Raw genomic sequence first — 17,529 nt, 5'->3', positions numbered from 1 at the left:
CACTGCCGCCGAACCAATCCTCCGATTTCGGCTGCCCTACCGCAGTTCTGTTTTCCCAGCTCTGTCCTCCGCAGCGAACGTTCCCTTCAGCAGCACACGATGAGCAACCGAATCCTGAATGTCTTTCCGGGTCAAGACGACAGCACGCGTCTCGTTCTAGCACGCGAGTCTGGACCTGATGGTCAATCGCAACTGGTTTTGCGGCAAGAGAACTTCTCGCCTCACGTTGGCTGGTTTGTCCAAAGCCGACTGGCCATGGATGCTGCCCAGGCAGCAGCACTCAAAATGACCCTCACCAGCAACTTGATGGACCAAAGCGGTGATGATTCTGAGCGGGCATCGGCATCCGCGACACCGGCGGCAACCACATTAAAACTGCACGCCGCAATTGCTGGCTAGGCAATGCGCCCGATAACGGCACCCTCCAAACCGTCACGATATTTCGTCCAGCGACCGTTTAGAACCAGACGTGAAGCAGTCAACATCGTCCCGGTTGGAAAGAGGGATTTGGTCGCAGGACTCCATGTCAATTTAGCCAAGTTGGCGACGACTTCCCCGATCGAGAAAACTTCTTCGAATCCCAGCGCGCTTCGGCGGACACGATTCGCTTGGTCACCTTGCCTTTGACGTGATGGCAGAACGAGACATCGGCCCTGGTTGCTAGACCGGCTGACATTAGACGCGTACCAATTAAGAAAGAGCCAACTGGGCGGTCCGCCGATGTGGGGCAGTCGCGGCGAACCTTGGTGCCCAGTTGGCAGGTTGAAGATTACTTAGACCAAGTTCGAATACTAGCTTTCTGTCGGAACACCCTCAGCCCGACCTCGGACCGGTGATCATCGAACAGCATGACTCCTTACCGCTCAACCGCTGCTCGTTTCTCACCACGGCAGCGTTCTCGCATTCTTCTCCGCAATTACTAATTGATACCGATGCCGAGGCGTTTCGATGCAACGCTGTCGTCTCCCGACAGGTCGCAAACGCCTAGTTCGCGGCTTCCCACTGACGGCCGGATGAACCAATTAGCAGATGCGCCACGTTCATCGTCGCGATTGCCATTGGCCGATCGCTCGCGGCTGCCCCAACATTCTTTCGAATCATTTACTGAAGCCCTTCTGAAGTCTTCGTGCTCACTGCGGCCGACGAACCGGATTGGCCCGGGAGATGCATCGCCATGAGTTGGCAATCAGTCACGATCACGTGATCGATCGACTGACCGTTGATACAACTCAAAAACCGGAGACAAGCAATGAACTGGGATCAAATCGAAGGAAAGTGGAAGCAGGTGAAAGGTCAAGCTCAACAAAAATGGGGTGACCTGACCAATGACGACTTAGATCGAATCGATGGTCAACGTGAAGAACTCGTGGGGCGTGTACAAGAGCGTTATGGAATCGCCAAGGACGAGGCCGAACGCCAAGTGAAGGAATTTGAAACGAGCTGCAACTGCTAAAGCGGCACTGTAACTCGACAGGGTGTAATCGGGTGATCCGTTGTAAACGTCAGTAATAGGAGCGGGTCCTAATCGGAATGCCAGCTTGCTTCTTCATTCGTTAAACGAAAACAGCTGAGCGACATTGAACTGCGATTCTCCGAATCCTGGGCCCACCACCTTGAAGTTCTGAGCCGTATTCGTCAGCGGATTTCTCTGCCGGCGATCAATTCGTCGGCTCGGAACATGGAATCAACGGAATCCCGATTACATCCGACCCGGTAAACCGATTCGCCAACGGACAGAGCTGCGATCGAATTAAAACTCGACGTCGTTACGCGCGTGTTACCAGTAGCGGCCGTCATTCGTTGGTAGATTGCGAGTCTTTCGTCTAGCTCATTAACTGTAAATCAATGAACACAACTCTGACAAATCGTGTCGTTCTAGTCACCGGTGGCAGCGAAGGCATCGGCGCGGGTATTGCAAAGTCGTGCGCTGCATGTGGCGCAAAGGTCGCTGTACTGGCACGTGACGAAAACGAACTTCGGCAAGTCGTCGAATCGATCAAACGTGACGGCGGTGAAGCGATATGGGTGACGGCAGATGTAACCAATGAGTCAGAGATGAAGTCCGCAGTGGAGACGGTCGTCGAACACTTCGGAAAACTCGATTCACTTGTCGCTAATGCGGGGACGAACGGAACGTGGACTCCGATCGATGAGATGACAACGGATGAATGGCGCAGTACCATCGATATTAACCTGACCGGTACGTACATGGCGATACACTTTGCCGTACCCCATCTCCGCGCCGCCGGTGGAGGTAGCATCGTGATTATGTCATCGATCAATGGTACACGTACATTTAGCAACGAAGGCGCATCGGCTTATGCGTCCAGCAAAGCCGGACAGTATGCGTTGGGCAAGATGCTAGCGTTGGAACTGGCACCGTCGAAGATTCGCGTCAATGTCATTTGTCCCGGTGCGATTGAGTCGGCGATTCATGAGAAAACGGACCGTGACAACCTGGACAAGATCGAGACTCCCATCGAGTATCCTGAAGGAAAGATTCCGCTTACCGGAGGAGAATACGGGACACCCGATCAAGTTGCCGATCTCACCGTCTTTTTGCTCAGCGACAGCAGTCGCCATATTACCGGAACGCCGGTCTGGATTGATGGAGGTCAATCCTTAATCGTCTGATCCGCGTGGAAGGACACCCAATTGCTTCGCGGTTTAATTGCTTCGCGGTTTAAACGTGTCCAGTTATAGGATTAGCCGTTCGATGTAACCGTGGTTTCGTTGCGACAACCCGGACGAACACAGGACTGTCCCAATATTGCGATTGCGACGGGCAGATTCGGTGCAGATCTTCTTCGCCGTCGTGAAGCGTAAACGCTGGTAACGTAAACGCTGGTAACAAGGCGCGCTAGCCCCGAGCAGTTACACGCCTAGCTCACTAACCCTGAGAGACTTGAAGCGTAGGCAGGACCTTTTCATCGGAAATGACGCCGATTACAGTTTTGCAGTGCGGCGCCGAGGTTTGTCCGAGAAATCGTTTTTCCTGGCGTCTACTTCATCTGCCTTCGACCTTGCCGACAGGATCCACCTCAATGAAAATTGTCTTTCCGCTGGTTTGTTTGACCGCACTTATTGTCGCTCCGGGCTGTTCGAAAATGGTGGAAAAGGCGACCGAAAGCGCGATTGAATCCGAGCTTTCCAAGGATGGCAAGAATTCGAATGTCGACATCAGCGATGGCGGGATGAACATTCAAATTGAAGGAGCCGACGGGGCCATGCAGTATGCGGTCGGCGAATCCGCGTCCATTCCTACCGACTTTCCTCAGGATATCCCGGTCGAACAATCGATCAAAATCAACATGGCCCACTCCAATAAGGGTGATGGAAGCTTCGTCATCCAGGGCACTAGCCCAAAAGGATTCGAGGAAGTGGTCCAGTTTTACCAATCCTCAACTGTCAAAGCTGGCTGGAAAGAGGAAACCGTCACGCGGCAAGGCGGCAAGATGTGGATGACGAGCATGAGCAAGGACGAGCGACTGTTGAACATCATCATTGCCGCTGGCGATGACGGGACCAGTATCACTCAGAACACTGGCAAGAAATAATCGCTTGAGCGTGGCCGAGCAAGCATCGGCCTTCGGTTACGAAGACCAACCAAATCGTCGACGTTCGCTAACGTGATTCACCGGACGGCCAAAGCGGACGGCGTTCGTTTTCAGGCAAGATGTGGCGATTGATCCGCTCGGGGTCGTCTTGGCTGAACGTCTCTCGCATCGTTCTGGCGATGACTTCGCGCGTGAGATGTTTGTCTTGCCAACGCACGATATAGCCTTCGCCACGATGTTGTTGGCGTGGCAATTGAGACGAGTGTTTGACCAGTCGCCATGCCCGGACTTCGAATTGTCGGTTCTTGCCAGACCAATCGTAAAAGACCACTTGGCGAAACACCTCGCGACCGTGGTCATCCAAGAAGTGATTCAGTTCGACTAAATCTACTTTGGCCTGCGTTTTAGATTGCGAATCGATGGCGGTCGTCACCACAGAGGACTGTAGCGAGACCGACATAGCCATCGCAGTTGCGAGTTGAAGCAACAAATTCATCGGCGGAACTCCTGATGCGTGAGAAAGCATCCGGTACGAGTTCGTATGCCGAAATGAACGCCGCCTTTAGTGCTTGCGATGTGACCAGCCCCGCGCGGCTTCTGATCGGGTGAACCCGTTCATTTGCGAACTGCGAAAGCGAGAACGTGACAAGCTCTAAACGTTAGGATCGACTGGGTGAACTGTACCTTGGCCTAGCGGTAAAAACTTCCATTGGTGCCTGGACTCGGGTAACCGCTTGTGGCTGGATACCCTGATGATGCACCAGTGCTTCCCGGAGCATAACCACCGGAAGAACTACTGCTGCTTTCGCCCCCGTTAATGGGCAGCGAAAGTGAGTTATTACCCGATGATAAAGAAGCACTGGCCGTTGAGAATGATGGTTTGCTGTTTCCGGTACCGACCGTCGTGGCGGGCGTTCCGCTCGTCGCAGGCAGATTGGCACTCGAAGGCATCGCCAAGGCAGAGACCGCAGTTTCCGCCTCTGCTGGCGAGGTAGCGGGAATTCCGGGAGTCGTCTTTGGCGTAAAAGGTTTTGAATTGGTTGCCGCACTCGAAGCTTGTTGCACGCTTGCCATCACGTCGTCTGGAAGTGCAAAACCGCCCGACGATGCACCGGTAGCCCCGGAGCTAGCTGGCGGCGTCACAGTTGATGGCAGCTGGTAAGCACTCGCACCGGAAGGCGACGCGGATGCCGTTGCCGATGGCGCGGGGTACGACGACGGGATCTGGTAACCTCCCGATTTCGCTGCCGCGGCAGCCATATCGGGAGGGACCGCTCCGCCAGTTGTCATTGCCGTAGAGCTGGCCGCCGGAGCGGTAGCTTTGGTTCCGAATTGATACCCGGCGGGGATCGCAGGAACAGAAGAATTTTTTCCCGGAGTCACATTGGAACTGAGTGCGTATTGCGGTGCGTCACCCGAAGCCGTCGGACTCGGCCCGCCGGTCACGGCAAAACCGTTCGCTTGGGCGGCCGCCATGTTGGGGCCACCGTTCGCTCCGAAACCGTACGGAGAGGCCGCAGGATTGGTTGATGGCGTCGCACCAGCCTCGCCCGTCGTCGCCCGAGCGACCATCGTTCCGGCTGGCATCTCAGTCCCAGTCGTCCCCGCTGCCGTCGAAGCGATCGCCATCGGAGTCGCCGATGAACTTGGCGGAGGCGGATAAGTATGCGTGGGGCCGTTTCCGGCAAGCATCTCTGCCGAGGGAGCTTTGCGTAAACCAAACATGCTCCATTTGGGCATGGCACTGCGACATCCCGTCGAGCAAGCAACGAGAGCTGCGCATCCAGTGACCAAGAGTTGCTGTTTTAGATGGTTTCTATTCGGCATCCTTGCGGCCTTTTTCGTTCCAATATTGTGATTGCACACCGTCCATGGTGATCGGCAACAAATTGGCGTGGAGGCCAGCATTTTCGGGGTAGATTTCGCAAACGCCAAAGTTGTCCCAACTTGACGCAACGCAATGTTCCATGCGTGACCTGCAGTCAGAAACGGCGGATAGCATTGGACCGCCGTTCCTATCGCACTCCGAGATCAAACGGAATGCACCACACCTTTGGCAACCCTAAGCAAACCGCTCCGGCTAGGTCAACCCCATTCGGATTGGTAACGCCGATGGGCGAAGCGGCGGGCAACCGATGGTCATTCGTGTCGAGATCAAGCCAGCATCCTGCACCGCTAGATGCTTCGCTAATTCCGTTATCCCATCGTCGACCCGCCGATCGTCTACCGGCCAAAGTCGATTGACATTCGGTCTTCGGCCAACGTCACCTCGATGTCCGTATCGATCAGGTTTTGAGCGACGTCGTCGAGTAACGCTTCGGGATTGGGGTCGATCGGATTGACATGGGTGAGTAGCAGATGCTTAGGATTCGCGGCCCGTGCGATTTTGGCGAGCCGCCCGCAATGCGTATGCCCAGTCTTTCTCGCAAGCTCTTGCAACGTGTCGGGAAAGTAGCATTCGTGCAGCATCAAGTCCGCCGACGCATTGAACGCGTCCGCTTTTGCATCCGTTTGCCCGGTCGTGTCGGTCAGGTAGACGAGTGTCGGGCCGTCGCTCCACTCCAACCGATATCCAACGCTTGAACCGGGATGCGGTTGAGGACGCCAAGTTACCTCACACGATCCGATCGAAATCGCGGCTTGTTCATCAATCGGGCACCACTGGGCGGTGAGTTCGACCGGAAAGATGAGTGACGAAAACAAATGCTCGCGGATGGCATCGAGTTTCTTTTGTTCACCCCAAATACGAATCTTTTCAACAGATTTATCGTAAAGCACATCGAGTATAAACGTCAGTCCGGCAATGTGGTCTAAATGCGCGTGACTGAGCAAGATATCCAGGGTCGGTGTTTCAACCAGTTCTCGCAGACGAAAAAAGCCCGTCCCCGCGTCTAAGACGATGCCCTCGGAGGGAATGAAATAGCAACTTGTCTGACGTTGCTCGTTCGGGTGGTAGCCGGCGGTTCCCAGGCAATGCAGCAGCATGATGTCGGACGATTGAGAGGAAGCAAGTCATGGATTCCAAGCGACCGAGCGTCACTTTCTGTCTTAAACACCTATCGGAGTATTGTTACATCATAGCGTGTTAGCCGACGGCGTTCGCCGTGGTTATGGTGTGACAATCGGGGCTATCGCCCGTCAGCTGATGGTTCGAACCCGGGCATTTCATTTAGACGGAACACTAGTCCGGCGAATCGCACTCCGTCGGACTTCGCGTTCGGGTCAAGTCATGCATCAGGATCGCCGCGGCGACGGAAACGTTCAGACTGTCCAACAACGGGGCGCCAACGATCGTCGGTCGCATCGCAATACGAATGCGGTGGCGACAATTTCGTTGGACCGCCAGCGGCAGACCGTTGCCTTCGTTCCCCATGACCAAGACGCATGGTCGATCTCCGTGCTTGTACCAAGTCCGGTATTGATCAATCGAGACCGAATCATCGGTCAACGTTGCGGCCAAACAATCGGTCCCCCGAGACTGCAGTTCCCTGATGCCAGCGACCACTTCAGGCAGACGGTAGTAGCGCATCGTCATCGCCGCGCCCATACTGACACGCATCGCACGTCGTGAGAAAGGATCCACGCTTTGTCGGTCCAAGACGATTTGCCGTATTCCGAATGCGGCTGCCGAACGAAGCATGCTCCCCACGTTTTCCATATCGCTGATTCCCACCAACGCCAGCGACACGGCATCGGGCTGGAACTGATCCAAACCGTGATCGGCTGGCCGCTGGGCACTGGCAAGCCAACCGCGGTGGAAATCGAATCCCGCCAGTTCGCCGAGTTGCTCGCGGCTCATTTCGAAAATCGTTAGCGGAGTTCTGGGAGCGGGCATGGTCGACCGATCCAGCCCTCGTTCGACCAACATCGAACGGATGGGAAAGTCGCTTAGCAGAAGGCGTTCGCAGAGCTTGCGGCCCTCGACCACGAAATGTTTTTGTCCGCGATAGCGTCCGCTCGGCGGTAACTTCAGCGACCGGTAATCTTCCAATCGTGGGTCATCGAGGTTCTCACAGCGCTGAACGGCGATTTCGTCCAAGCTCATTTCACACGATGCATCTGTGTGGGGAAGCCTTCGCTGGAGACCCACACTCGGCCTGACCGATCGACCGCGACCGCTTCGATTTGCTTTAGCTTTGGCAGATTGACCAAGGCCGGCGTCTTGGAAAACCGGGTCGGCAGATCTCGTCCCGCGTCTGTCTTGACATGAAAGGCATTGAGATAACTGCAGATCCACAAGTCACCAGTTCGCGGACAAAAATCCATTCCGGTGGCCAGCGGCACGGGGACCCGACGGACAAGGGTCGTTGTTACTTCGATCGTCGGAACCGCTTCCCCCGCGTCATCTGCTGCCGGGGTAATCGATTCTCGTTTGGGAAGTTCCAGTTCGTGCAACGATGCGACGAGTCCGGATTTACTGAGCAACCAGATTCGTCGGTTCTTAACATCGACGGCAACCGATTCGCAGTTTTGTGCCCCGTTGGCATAGCGAACAACCAAATGCACGTACGGGGTAATGCGGCTATGGGTTTGTGGGTTGGGTTCGTCGAGCAAATACAGCGAAACGGAGCTGCGCTGGTGATCATTGTCACCAACATCCGCGATCAGTAGCCGAGGACCGTCGTCGTCAAACGATGCGATATCTTCCCAATCGTTTGCTTTGATTCCTTTAACGATCACGCGGCCACAGGAACGACCTTGATCATCGAACGCAAATAGACGAGCTTGACCACCAGAATCGTTGTGCGTCCAAACACAATTGGGCTCGCGCAGCGAGAATGCTAGCCCGCTGCTTTCCTTGAGCGCATTTAAACGCAGCTCCAGCGAAGCATTGCCGCGAACCACATCGTCGCTGGGCTCCCACGCGTGTGCGCCGGGCGTCATTGACCACCCCGATAGGCTAGCCGCCAAAAACAACCTGACGACCGCAAGGAACGTTCGGCGCTGAGGGGCAAGCTGCTGAAACGCGGATCTCATTCGACGACAATCGTGCGAGGCAAAAAACGTCTAGGTACTAATCCGACAACCAGGAACCAATCGCGACGCCGGTATACCTACTTATCGGGCGAGGCTGAACAATGGGGCCGTGAGCCGAGGTATCACAGACTGGCGATGTTACGATTGAACTCGCAGCTGCGAAACAACCTGCGCGACGATTTTTTCAATGTTTCCTACCGCAATCGTGTCACGAGGCGAGTCGGCGTACTCACCCAACAAGGCATCGATTTGTCGCTGGGCGTTGGCCACCGCAGATTTTTGCTGTTCCGACAGTGGCACTCGGCCGGGACCGAGATCCCAACCGCGACTCCTCGCGCCGGCTCGGAAACCTTCGGGGAATTCGCCGATGGAGATCATCGCATCAAACAGTGGAAGCAACTGGTACTGCAACTTCATCGCTTGCTTGATATCGCCGGCGACGACGGTGCGGTGGATCGCTCGTGTGAGTTCGGGGACAACGCCGCTGGTGGCATTGGTCCCGCCGTTAGCTCCGGCGACCAGCATCGGAACGAGTGCGGCGTCCCAGCCCGTCAAGAAACTGAAGTCTTCGCGAATCGGTCGGATTTGCGAGATCATCCGCATCATGTTGGGCAAATCGCCGGAGCTGTCTTTGATCCCAACAACACGTGGGCATTCCGATGCCAAACGGACAACGGTGTCTACCGAAATCGGTGACGCAAACAGGGGGATATTGTAAAGCGTGACGTCGACCGAGACCGTGTCAGCGATCTCGCGAAAATACGCATAAACCCCTTGATCACTAAGTCGATAATAAAACGGTGCGACGATCGCGACCGCGCGGACGCCCATCGCCCCATAAGCTTCACAGGCATCGATCGTTTCTTTGGTATTCGCTTCGGCTGCGCCGGCTAGGATCGGAACTCTGCCGGCGGTTTGATCGGTCACCACCTGCACGATCCGGCGGCGTTCCTCGGGCGTGAAGCGGACGAATTCCCCGGTGCTACCGTTGGGATACAACCCATCGACCCCCTTTTCGATCAGCCAGTCGACGTAGGCGCGGAGCGTGTCTTCATCGACGCGGCCTTGTTGATCGACGGGGGTGATGTTGGGAGTCAAGATCCCTGAGATCGGTTCGCTCATGGTTCGGTTGGTCAAGTTGGATCGAATGGAGGGACAGGTTCACCAAGTGGTCGCCGGCTCGAGCCAGCGACGGCGTTCAAAAAATCGGCATGATGAGAAACCTTAGGCCAGGATTTCGCCAACGACTCGCGCCGGCTCGACGCCGGTCAATCGCTGGTCGAGACCTTGGAATTTGAAATTAAGACGGCGATGATCAAAGCCGAGTTGGTGCAGGATCGTCGCATGCAGGTCACGAACGTGAACCTCATCCTCGGTCACGTTGAATCCGAATTCATCGCTTTGACCGAACGTGGTCCCAGCCTTCATCCCGCCGCCGGCCATCCACATCGTGAACGCATTAGGGTGATGGTCTCGACCGTCGTCACCTCCGCCTTGCACCATCGGGGTCCGGCCAAATTCACCGCCCCAGATGACCAGGGTCTCGTCCAGCATGCCGCGTTGCTTCAGGTCCTCAATCAACGCCGCGCACGCTCGGTCGGTGTCTTTGCAGTTCTTCTTCAATCCGCCGACCAGGTTTCCGTGCTGGTCCCAAGCTTCGTGGAACAATTGAACAAACCGCACACCCCGTTCGACCAAACGTCGCGCCAATAAACAGTTTTTGCCGAAAGAAGGCTTGTCCGGATCGACGCCGTACAGATCGAGAGTTGCTTGTGTTTCACTGCGGATGTCCATCAATTCAGGGGCCGAGGTTTGCATTCGAAATGCCATTTCGAATGAATTGATCCGCGTCGCGATTTCGGGATCACCGGTTTCGGCAAGGTGTTGGCGATTGAGGTTGCCGATCGCGTCAAGTGCATCGCGCTGCGCTCTCGAGTCGACCCCCGGTGGATTCGAGAGATACAGCACGGGATCACCAACGCTCCTCAGCTGCACACCCGAGTAAACGGTCGGCAGGAATCCGCTGCCCCAATTGCTGTTTCCGCCGCTGGGGCCTTTCGCGCCACTGCTGAACACCACAAAGCCAGGCAGATCCTTCGATTCGCTGCCGAGGCCATAAAGCGTCCACGCCCCAAGACTCGGTTTACCAAATAGCTGACTGCCCGTGTTCATCATGATCTGAGCGGGTGCGTGATTAAACGCATCAGTCTTCATCGACTTGACGATCGTTAACTCATCAGCGACGGAGGCGGTGTGCGGCAAAATTTCACTGATCTCGGCCCCGCATTGGCCGTACCGATCGAACTTGAATTTCGGCCCCAGTAGTTTCGAGTTTGGGTTGATAAACGCTGCCCGATAACCATTGAGCAACTCTGCCGGCGGAAGCGTCCCATCGAACTTCGCGAGTTGCGGCTTGTTGTCAAACAGTTCCAGATGACTTGGTGCACCTGCCATGAACAAGTAGATGACGTTTTTGACTTTCGCCGGAAAGTGTGGTGCGCGAGCCGCCAAAGGTTCTGCCGGCAGCGAGGCCGCGTTTGCTTGGTTTGACGCCGACGATTCGCAAAGCAAGTCGGTCGCCGCGATCGCCCCTAAGCCGACGCCGCAATCACGCATGAACCACCGCCGGGAAATGTTTTCGGCGATTCGTTTTCGGAGTGTTTGGACTTGTTGATGCATGGCTTACTCTCGTGTGATTGTTTCGTCGAGATTCAGGATGACGCGACAAAGCAGCGACCAAGTGGCCAGCTCTTTGCGGTCCAAGCCTTCGGTTTGTAGTAATTTGCCGGGAGTCAAAACGTCCTCTGCGGAAAGCTCGCCGGACTGTATTCGCTCCCGTTGCTGTCGGAGAAAGCTTTCCAACACACGGCGTTCATCGTCGCGGGGCGCCCGGGCAAGACATCGCCGAAACGCCAGTTCGATTCTGCCACGATCGAGTCCTTCACCGTCGGCACATTGACGCATCACTTTCGCCGCCAAAGCAATCGCGCATTCAAGGAACACCGGCTCATTAAGCGAAGTCAGTGCCTGCATCGGCGTATTACTGACGCTGCGCCGTACGCACGACAGATTACCGGGTACGGCGTCAAAGTTTTCCAACATCGGATACGGGACGCTTCGAAACCGAAACGTGTAGAGGGCGCGGCGATAGCGATCACGATCGGTTTCGACGTTCCAAACTTTGGGGCCATAGCTTACCGGAGGAAGAAACAAAAACCCGGGTGCGGGTGGATAGACACTCGGTCCGCCAACAACCGGGTGCAATAACCCGCTCGCGGATAGCGTGATGTCGCGAACGGTTTCGGCGGGAACCCGAAAACGAGCCGCTCGTGCGAGTAAGCGATTTCGTGGATCCTTCGTCAGCAACTGCTCGGTGACGTCGGACGACTGCCGGTATGTCGCACTGGTCACGATCAGTCGATGAATCGACTTCAAACTCCAGCCATTCGCCATCAACTCGGTCGCCAAGTAATCGAGCAACAGCGGGTGCGAGGGTGGCGAGCCCTGTGTTCCCAAGTCGTCACTGGTTTCCACGATACCGACGGCAAAGTAGCGTTGCCAAATCCGATTCACCATTGACCGAGCGGTCGTGGGCGAATGCGGCGAAGCGAGCCAGCGGGCAAATTGCAATCGTGGCGGCTCATCGGAAGGCGATAGCTCATGCAAAAACTCCGGAACATGCGGTTGAACCTCGTGTTTCGGACTGAGGAAATCACCACGATCGAGAAGCGAGGTTTGGCGAGGTCGTTTTCGACTAGCCAGCGTTAACTGCGTGATCGGATTGGGGTGACTTTGCCATGCCGCTTGGATCTTTTCGTGCCAATCCTTACCGTCATCAACGGAAGGTAACCAATGTGTCAACAATCGGTCGATGTCGTGCTCCGACCATTGTGGACGTGGGCGATCTAAGATTTCGGCGATCGCAACTGGCAGTGGTGATCGATCCGGCAGCGAATCACCGGTCACGGAAACTCGGAACCGACCAAGATTGAAGGTTTGGTTGTCATCACTATTCCATCCGCCGTGCCGCTGAGCGAGATGCACCGTCAGGCTGGCATGCTGCCCCTCGGGAATCTCAATCGGTTCGGCGAGTTCAAACCACGCGATTTGCGGAATGTTACTTTGTGGCGTATCGACTTCGTTAGTCCAAGCCGTCGTCGCGTCGCCGTCGATTGCGTATTCGATCCCCCCGGTGACTCGTTTCGTTTTCTTACGATTGTCATAGCGAGATTTGAGGTCCGCTTGTTCGGGTGATCGATCCGCGACGGCACGGACAAACTTCAGTGGGATCGATCGATCGGGCTGCCCCGAGAGTACCACTTCGGCGGTGATTTCACTGAGTGCCCATGTCCCGTCCACGCTCCGTCCTGGACCGCCCTTGGGGAGATTCGGATGCATGAGCAACTCCAAACGCAACCCTGTCAGGCGTTTCCCGTCGAAGCATCCGGTGCCTTGGGGATTGAAGTTGGTCGGCGCGTAACCTTGGCACAGATAAGATTGGTCACCCTGGTGCAGGAATTTCGATCCTCCCAACGTTTGGTCGAGGAACTCAAGCTCGATCGCTTTCCAAATTGGCTGAGGTCGATTCGCAGTTTCCTCGGCCCACTGCATCAACCGCGGTTGCCAATCGCTGATCGAAGCTTTGGCTTGTTTTCGCAAGTCCGCAACTTGCTGTAGAACACGGTCACGCTGATGTTGTTCAGAATCGGTATAGACGGGAACGATCGCGTCGTGCGTGTTATTTAGAAACGCGAACAGCCCGTAGTATTCGTCATGGGTAATCGGGTCGTACTTGTGCGAGTGACACTGGCTACACTGGATGGTCAAACCGAGGATCGACTTACCGATCGCGTCCATGCGGTCAAACATCGCTTCCATCCGAAATTGCTCCGGATCGGCGCCGCCTTCTTCGTTGACCATCGAATTTCGCAAAAATCCCGTCGCGACATGATCATCTTGAGTTGCCCCGGGTAAGAGATCTCCGGCAACTTGTCGAATAAGAAAATCATCGTAGGGGCGATCACGGTTTAGCGAATCGATCACCCAGTCACGGTAAAACCATGCTTGTCGCGGTTTGTCTTTTTCATAGCCATCCGAATCGGCATAGCGCGCCGCGTCGAGCCACAGACGTCCCCAATGCTCGCCGTAGTGTTGGCTACTAAGCAGGGTTTCGACTAGTTCGACGTAGGCCGGTTCTCCACCTTGATCGAGCCTTGACGTCCATCGAAGGACGAAATCGGGTTCGGGGGGCAAGCCGGTCAAGTCGAGTGAGAGTCGGCGAATCAACGTTTGTGTAGACGCCGGCGGCGATGGCGAAAGTCCTTCGCTCTCGAGCCGCTTCAACACAAACGCATCAATTTCGTTCTTGATCCAATTGCTTTGCCGGACAATGGGGAGGGTCGGTCGAACGGGCGCGGTAAATGCCCAATGCGATTGAAACGCCGCTCCCTGTTCGATCCACTTTCGTAAGAGTTTAATTTGCGATTCAGTGAGCTGTTTCCCCGAATCCGGCGGTGGCATCTTCAAATCGGAGTCGGTTTCAAGGATCCGTTTGAGCAGTTCGCTTGCATCGGGATCGTCAATATCGATCACCGCCGAGGCTTCATCGGGATCATCCAAACGCAATCCCGCGGCGCGGGATTCTTCGTCTGGTCCGTGACAGTGGAAGCATGCGTCCGCCAGAATCGGGCGGACATCAGTGGCATAATCCAATGACTGCGACTCGGACGCGTCACAGATTGCGGCCAGCATCAACGCACTGACACAAGCCGCGACAGCGGCAAGCGCCGTGATCAAACGCTTCATGGATACGATGGCGAGGTTGGTGGGAGAGGAGTTGATTCGGGGAGGGAAATGTATTGTACCAAGGATTCGACCGTCTTTTCACCAATCCCATGAACTCGCGTCAAAGCTTGTATCGAACCGAACGGACCGTTTTGCTCGCGATCGGCAATGATGCGACGAGCGGTCTTTGTTCCGATCTGGGGCAGAAGAGCAAGCTCGCGTTCGCCGGCTTGGTTTAAGTCGATCCGCAATGGTGCGGGAGATCGCACTTCGCGCCGCGACCGCAACGAATGTGCGACGGAAATCGCCGCCAACAACAGAATTCCGCCCAGGCTGGCCCGTACCAACATCCGCTGCACAGAAGGATTCAAAAGAGCGGGTTGCGGCAAATCGGATCGCTTGTTCATCGAAAACAGAACGGGGGGCGTGTCTCAATGAGGACAGCGGTGGGCGTCCATTTTTTTCGATGGGTGTGACCCCCACAAGCGGCCCGCTCGCCAGTGCGATGTTTTTTCGGCAAAATATGAATCGATCGCCGACACCAATTCGCCTCGCCTTTTGACCAACAGTTCGACAATTCATGCAAGACTATGCCACCGTGACGGCCGACGCCGCACTCGAGAACGATGTTCGCTTGCTGGTCCGATTGGCAATCGCAGAAGACTTGGCCGGTGCGATCGACTGGACGACGGTTTGCATGGTCGATGATGACGTCGACGGCGGCTGTCAGATCACGCCACGCGGTGACGGAATTTGCGCCGGTCTGGCAATATTGCCATGGATCATCGACGAATTCGACGCCGATCTGCAATCCGAGGTGTTCCTTCGCGATGGAGAGCCGCTCGTCCCCGGAAAGCCAATCGCAAAGCTGCGAGGAAACGTTCGCGATTTGCTGACCAGCGAGCGCACGATCCTGAATTTACTGAGCCGAACCTGCGGAGTCGCCACTCTGGTACGCCAATATGTCGACGCCATCGAAGGATCGTCGGCCCATGTCTACGACACCCGGAAAACGACTCCGGGCTGGCGTTTACTCGAAAAGTACGCCGTCGCCTGTGGGGGAGGACGAAATCATCGCCGCGGTTTATATGATGGCTTTCTCATTAAAGACAACCATTTGCAACTCGGCGGCAACGACGGGGTTCCCATGCCCGCCAGCGAAGCGGCACGAAAAGCGATCCAGTGGCGCGGCGGTCAAGTCGAACACCTCACCGCTCCGGCAATGGTTGAAATTGAAGTCGACTCGTTAGATCAGCTACGCGATGTCTTACCGACCGGCCCTGACATCGTCCTGATCGATAATTTCTCTCTCGAAGACATCCGCTCGGCCGTTCAAATGCGAAACCAAATCAACACGGCGGTCGAACTGGAAGTCTCCGGAAACGTCAAGCTTGACACGATCGTCGAAATCGCCAAAACCGGCGTGGAACGAATTAGCAGCGGAGCCCTCACCCATCAGGCGACTTGGTTGGATTTGGGGTTCGACTGGTTTGACACACGGGACAAGACTGAGAGCTAGGTTTGCTTGACTTTCATCGGTCGACGCAAGTTCATTGGGGGGCAATCGCGCAGCGACTTCGATTTCGGAGTCGTCTGGAAGGTGTCCATCGGAAACGCTCGATCGATTCAACGATCGCACACCTCGGTTTCCAGTATTCGCTATGCCAGTTCGACCGCTTGATGGTCGTTCGCCGATTTCCGGTGAGCGACGATCATTGGATCTTCTTCAACCCACCTTGGATTCGATCGCAATCGTCGGATCGTTATACGCGGTCAAATACGTCGCACGTGGCGGAATCGATGATGCAGGAATCGTACTCGGCTTGACCGCCGCAATCGTGTTCCTGATCTTTTCTAAAGTCTCGGGGCTGTCACGAAACAACGCGCGCGGCAACGCAAATCACGAAGTCACGGCGATCTTTTTGACGTGGCTGACAACCGCGATGGCTTTGACAATGATTGGTTTCGCCACTCGATATGGCCAAGTTTTCGCACGGAGTGTCATGTTCGTCTGGATCGTCATCGCCCCGATGATGATCGCGCTTTGCCGGATGCTTATCCGCATCGCACTGCAATCGGCGGTCGATCGCGGATATGGCGTTCGCCGAGTCGCCGTCGCCGGAATGAACGAACTCGGTCGTCAAACCGCTTCGAATATCTTGGACGAACCCGGCCTAGGATTCAGCTTCGTCGGGTTCTACGACGATCGGACCGAGGACCGACCAGGGCAGTCAGTGTCCGATGCCAAGGATCACTTTGATGAAAACGGTCGTCATCAACACAAACATCAACTAGCCGGCAACCTTGCCGAGATGGTGCGTCATTGCCGCGAGAACAAGATCGACACCATCATGATTACCCTACCGATGCGAGCCGAAGATCGCATTCGGTTTCTGCTCGACCAATTGAGTGATTCGACGGTCTCGGTTTACATCGTTCCAGATTTCTTTGTCTTTGAGTTGTTGCATTCGCGTTGGACAAACATGGGCGGACTGCCCGCAGTTAGTGTTTTCGAAAACCCATTGTTCGGTGTCGATGGTGCGGTCAAGCGGGTGACTGACGTCATGTTGGCCGGGGCCGGACTTTTGGTGGCATCAATCCCTATGACCTTGATCGCGCTCGGCATCAAACTGACCAGTCGGGGCCCCATCTTTTTCCGCCAAAAACGCTACGGACTTGATGGAAAAGAAATACTGGTGTGGAAGTTTCGTTCGATGCGAGTCTGCGACAACGGCCCGGTGGTCAAACAGGCGACCAAAGATGACCCACGTGTCACCCCGCTCGGACGCGTCTTGAGAAAAACGAGCTTGGATGAGTTACCGCAGTTGTTCAACGTCATCGAAGGAACGATGTCATTAGTCGGTCCGCGACCGCACGCGTCGGCGCACAACGAACAATACCGTGGATTGATTCGCGGCTATATGCTTCGTCACAAAGTGAAACCGGGAATCACCGGCTTGGCACAGGTCAACGGTTGCCGCGGCGAAACTGAAACGATTGACAAGATGGAAGAGCGCGTACAGTGGGACCACCAATACATTCGGCGTTGGTCAATCTGGCTCGACTTGAAGATCCTGTTTAAAACCGTGATGGTGGTTTGGAAACAGGACACGGCCTATTAGTCACCAAGGTGTGCGCCACACGCGTTCGTCATTAACGATCTACCTCGCGTGTCACGCATGGCTGGTGATTCACCAAAGCCTCGATCTTA

The 17,529-nt window shown here is 55.5% G+C and carries 16 protein-coding genes; 6 read left to right on the top strand and 10 right to left on the bottom strand.

Going from position 1 to position 17,529, the window contains the following annotated elements:
* The first annotated feature begins 99 nt into the window (after positions 1 to 99).
* The 4 genes from FYC48_RS26580 to FYC48_RS26565 all read left to right on the top strand — a co-directional run bounded on the left by FYC48_RS26580 (position 100) and on the right by FYC48_RS26565 (position 3,557).
* Complete coding sequence (locus FYC48_RS26580; RefSeq protein ID WP_149499827.1) at positions 100 to 399, top strand: hypothetical protein; 300 nt, start codon at positions 100 to 102, stop codon at positions 397 to 399.
* An 850-nt stretch (positions 400 to 1,249) separates the two neighbouring features.
* The gene (locus tag FYC48_RS26575; RefSeq protein ID WP_149499826.1) at positions 1,250 to 1,453 is read left to right on the top strand and encodes a CsbD family protein; all 204 of its coding nucleotides are present in this window, start codon (positions 1,250 to 1,252) and stop codon (positions 1,451 to 1,453) included.
* A 392-nt stretch (positions 1,454 to 1,845) separates the two neighbouring features.
* Positions 1,846 to 2,634, top strand: a complete 789-nt coding sequence (locus tag FYC48_RS26570) for an SDR family oxidoreductase (RefSeq protein WP_149499825.1) — start codon at positions 1,846 to 1,848, stop codon at positions 2,632 to 2,634.
* Between the two features lie 410 nt (positions 2,635 to 3,044).
* Entirely contained in the window at positions 3,045 to 3,557 is a 513-nt protein-coding gene (locus FYC48_RS26565) for a hypothetical protein (protein ID WP_149499824.1), read from the top strand.
* Between the two features lie 67 nt (positions 3,558 to 3,624).
* Here FYC48_RS26565 and FYC48_RS26560 read toward each other — a convergent pair whose 3' ends face one another.
* The 10 genes from FYC48_RS26560 to FYC48_RS26520 all read right to left on the bottom strand — a co-directional run bounded on the left by FYC48_RS26560 (position 3,625) and on the right by FYC48_RS26520 (position 14,725).
* Complete coding sequence (locus FYC48_RS26560; protein ID WP_149499823.1) at positions 3,625 to 4,053, bottom strand: hypothetical protein; 429 nt, start codon at positions 4,051 to 4,053, stop codon at positions 3,625 to 3,627.
* A gap of 194 nt (positions 4,054 to 4,247) precedes the next feature.
* The gene (locus FYC48_RS26555; RefSeq protein WP_160149785.1) at positions 4,248 to 5,297 is read right to left on the bottom strand and encodes a hypothetical protein; all 1,050 of its coding nucleotides are present in this window, start codon (positions 5,295 to 5,297) and stop codon (positions 4,248 to 4,250) included.
* 76 nt (positions 5,298 to 5,373) lie between these two features.
* A complete protein-coding gene (locus FYC48_RS28035; protein WP_160149784.1) occupies positions 5,374 to 5,559 on the bottom strand; it encodes a hypothetical protein in 186 nt (61 codons plus the stop codon).
* Positions 5,560 to 5,780: 221 nt separating this feature from the next.
* The gene (locus tag FYC48_RS26550) at positions 5,781 to 6,542 is read right to left on the bottom strand and encodes an MBL fold metallo-hydrolase (protein WP_149499821.1); all 762 of its coding nucleotides are present in this window, start codon (positions 6,540 to 6,542) and stop codon (positions 5,781 to 5,783) included.
* A gap of 196 nt (positions 6,543 to 6,738) precedes the next feature.
* Complete coding sequence (locus FYC48_RS26545; RefSeq protein WP_149499820.1) at positions 6,739 to 7,602, bottom strand: TrmH family RNA methyltransferase; 864 nt, start codon at positions 7,600 to 7,602, stop codon at positions 6,739 to 6,741.
* Positions 7,599 to 8,534 (bottom strand): hypothetical protein, encoded by a 936-nt coding sequence (locus tag FYC48_RS26540; protein ID WP_149499819.1) that lies wholly within the window; start codon positions 8,532 to 8,534, stop codon positions 7,599 to 7,601. The genes FYC48_RS26545 and FYC48_RS26540 overlap by 4 nt, the downstream gene beginning before the upstream one ends.
* A gap of 138 nt (positions 8,535 to 8,672) precedes the next feature.
* Complete coding sequence (locus FYC48_RS26535; protein ID WP_149499818.1) at positions 8,673 to 9,656, bottom strand: dihydrodipicolinate synthase family protein; 984 nt, start codon at positions 9,654 to 9,656, stop codon at positions 8,673 to 8,675.
* 102 nt (positions 9,657 to 9,758) lie between these two features.
* Positions 9,759 to 11,213, bottom strand: a complete 1,455-nt coding sequence (locus FYC48_RS26530) for a DUF1501 domain-containing protein (RefSeq protein ID WP_149499817.1) — start codon at positions 11,211 to 11,213, stop codon at positions 9,759 to 9,761.
* A 3-nt stretch (positions 11,214 to 11,216) separates the two neighbouring features.
* On the bottom strand, positions 11,217 to 14,339 hold the full coding sequence (locus FYC48_RS26525; RefSeq protein WP_149499816.1) for a DUF1553 domain-containing protein: 3,123 nt from the start codon (positions 14,337 to 14,339) through the stop codon (positions 11,217 to 11,219).
* Positions 14,336 to 14,725, bottom strand: a complete 390-nt coding sequence (locus tag FYC48_RS26520) for a ComEA family DNA-binding protein (protein ID WP_200836707.1) — start codon at positions 14,723 to 14,725, stop codon at positions 14,336 to 14,338. The genes FYC48_RS26525 and FYC48_RS26520 overlap by 4 nt, the downstream gene beginning before the upstream one ends.
* 173 nt (positions 14,726 to 14,898) lie before the next feature.
* Between FYC48_RS26520 and nadC the strand changes: the two genes are divergently transcribed.
* Both nadC and FYC48_RS26510 read left to right on the top strand, forming a co-directional pair.
* A complete protein-coding gene (nadC, locus tag FYC48_RS26515) occupies positions 14,899 to 15,837 on the top strand; it encodes a carboxylating nicotinate-nucleotide diphosphorylase (protein WP_149499815.1) in 939 nt (312 codons plus the stop codon).
* Between the two features lie 142 nt (positions 15,838 to 15,979).
* On the top strand, positions 15,980 to 17,440 hold the full coding sequence (locus tag FYC48_RS26510; RefSeq protein ID WP_149499814.1) for an undecaprenyl-phosphate glucose phosphotransferase: 1,461 nt from the start codon (positions 15,980 to 15,982) through the stop codon (positions 17,438 to 17,440).
* The last annotated feature ends 89 nt before the right edge of the window (positions 17,441 to 17,529 follow it).

It is taken from the genome of Roseiconus lacunae (genome assembly GCF_008312935.1).
Taxonomy (GTDB): domain Bacteria; phylum Planctomycetota; class Planctomycetia; order Pirellulales; family Pirellulaceae; genus Stieleria; species Stieleria lacunae.
Note: the sequence above shows the minus strand (reverse complement) of the source record. Positions and strands in the feature narration are given on the sequence as shown.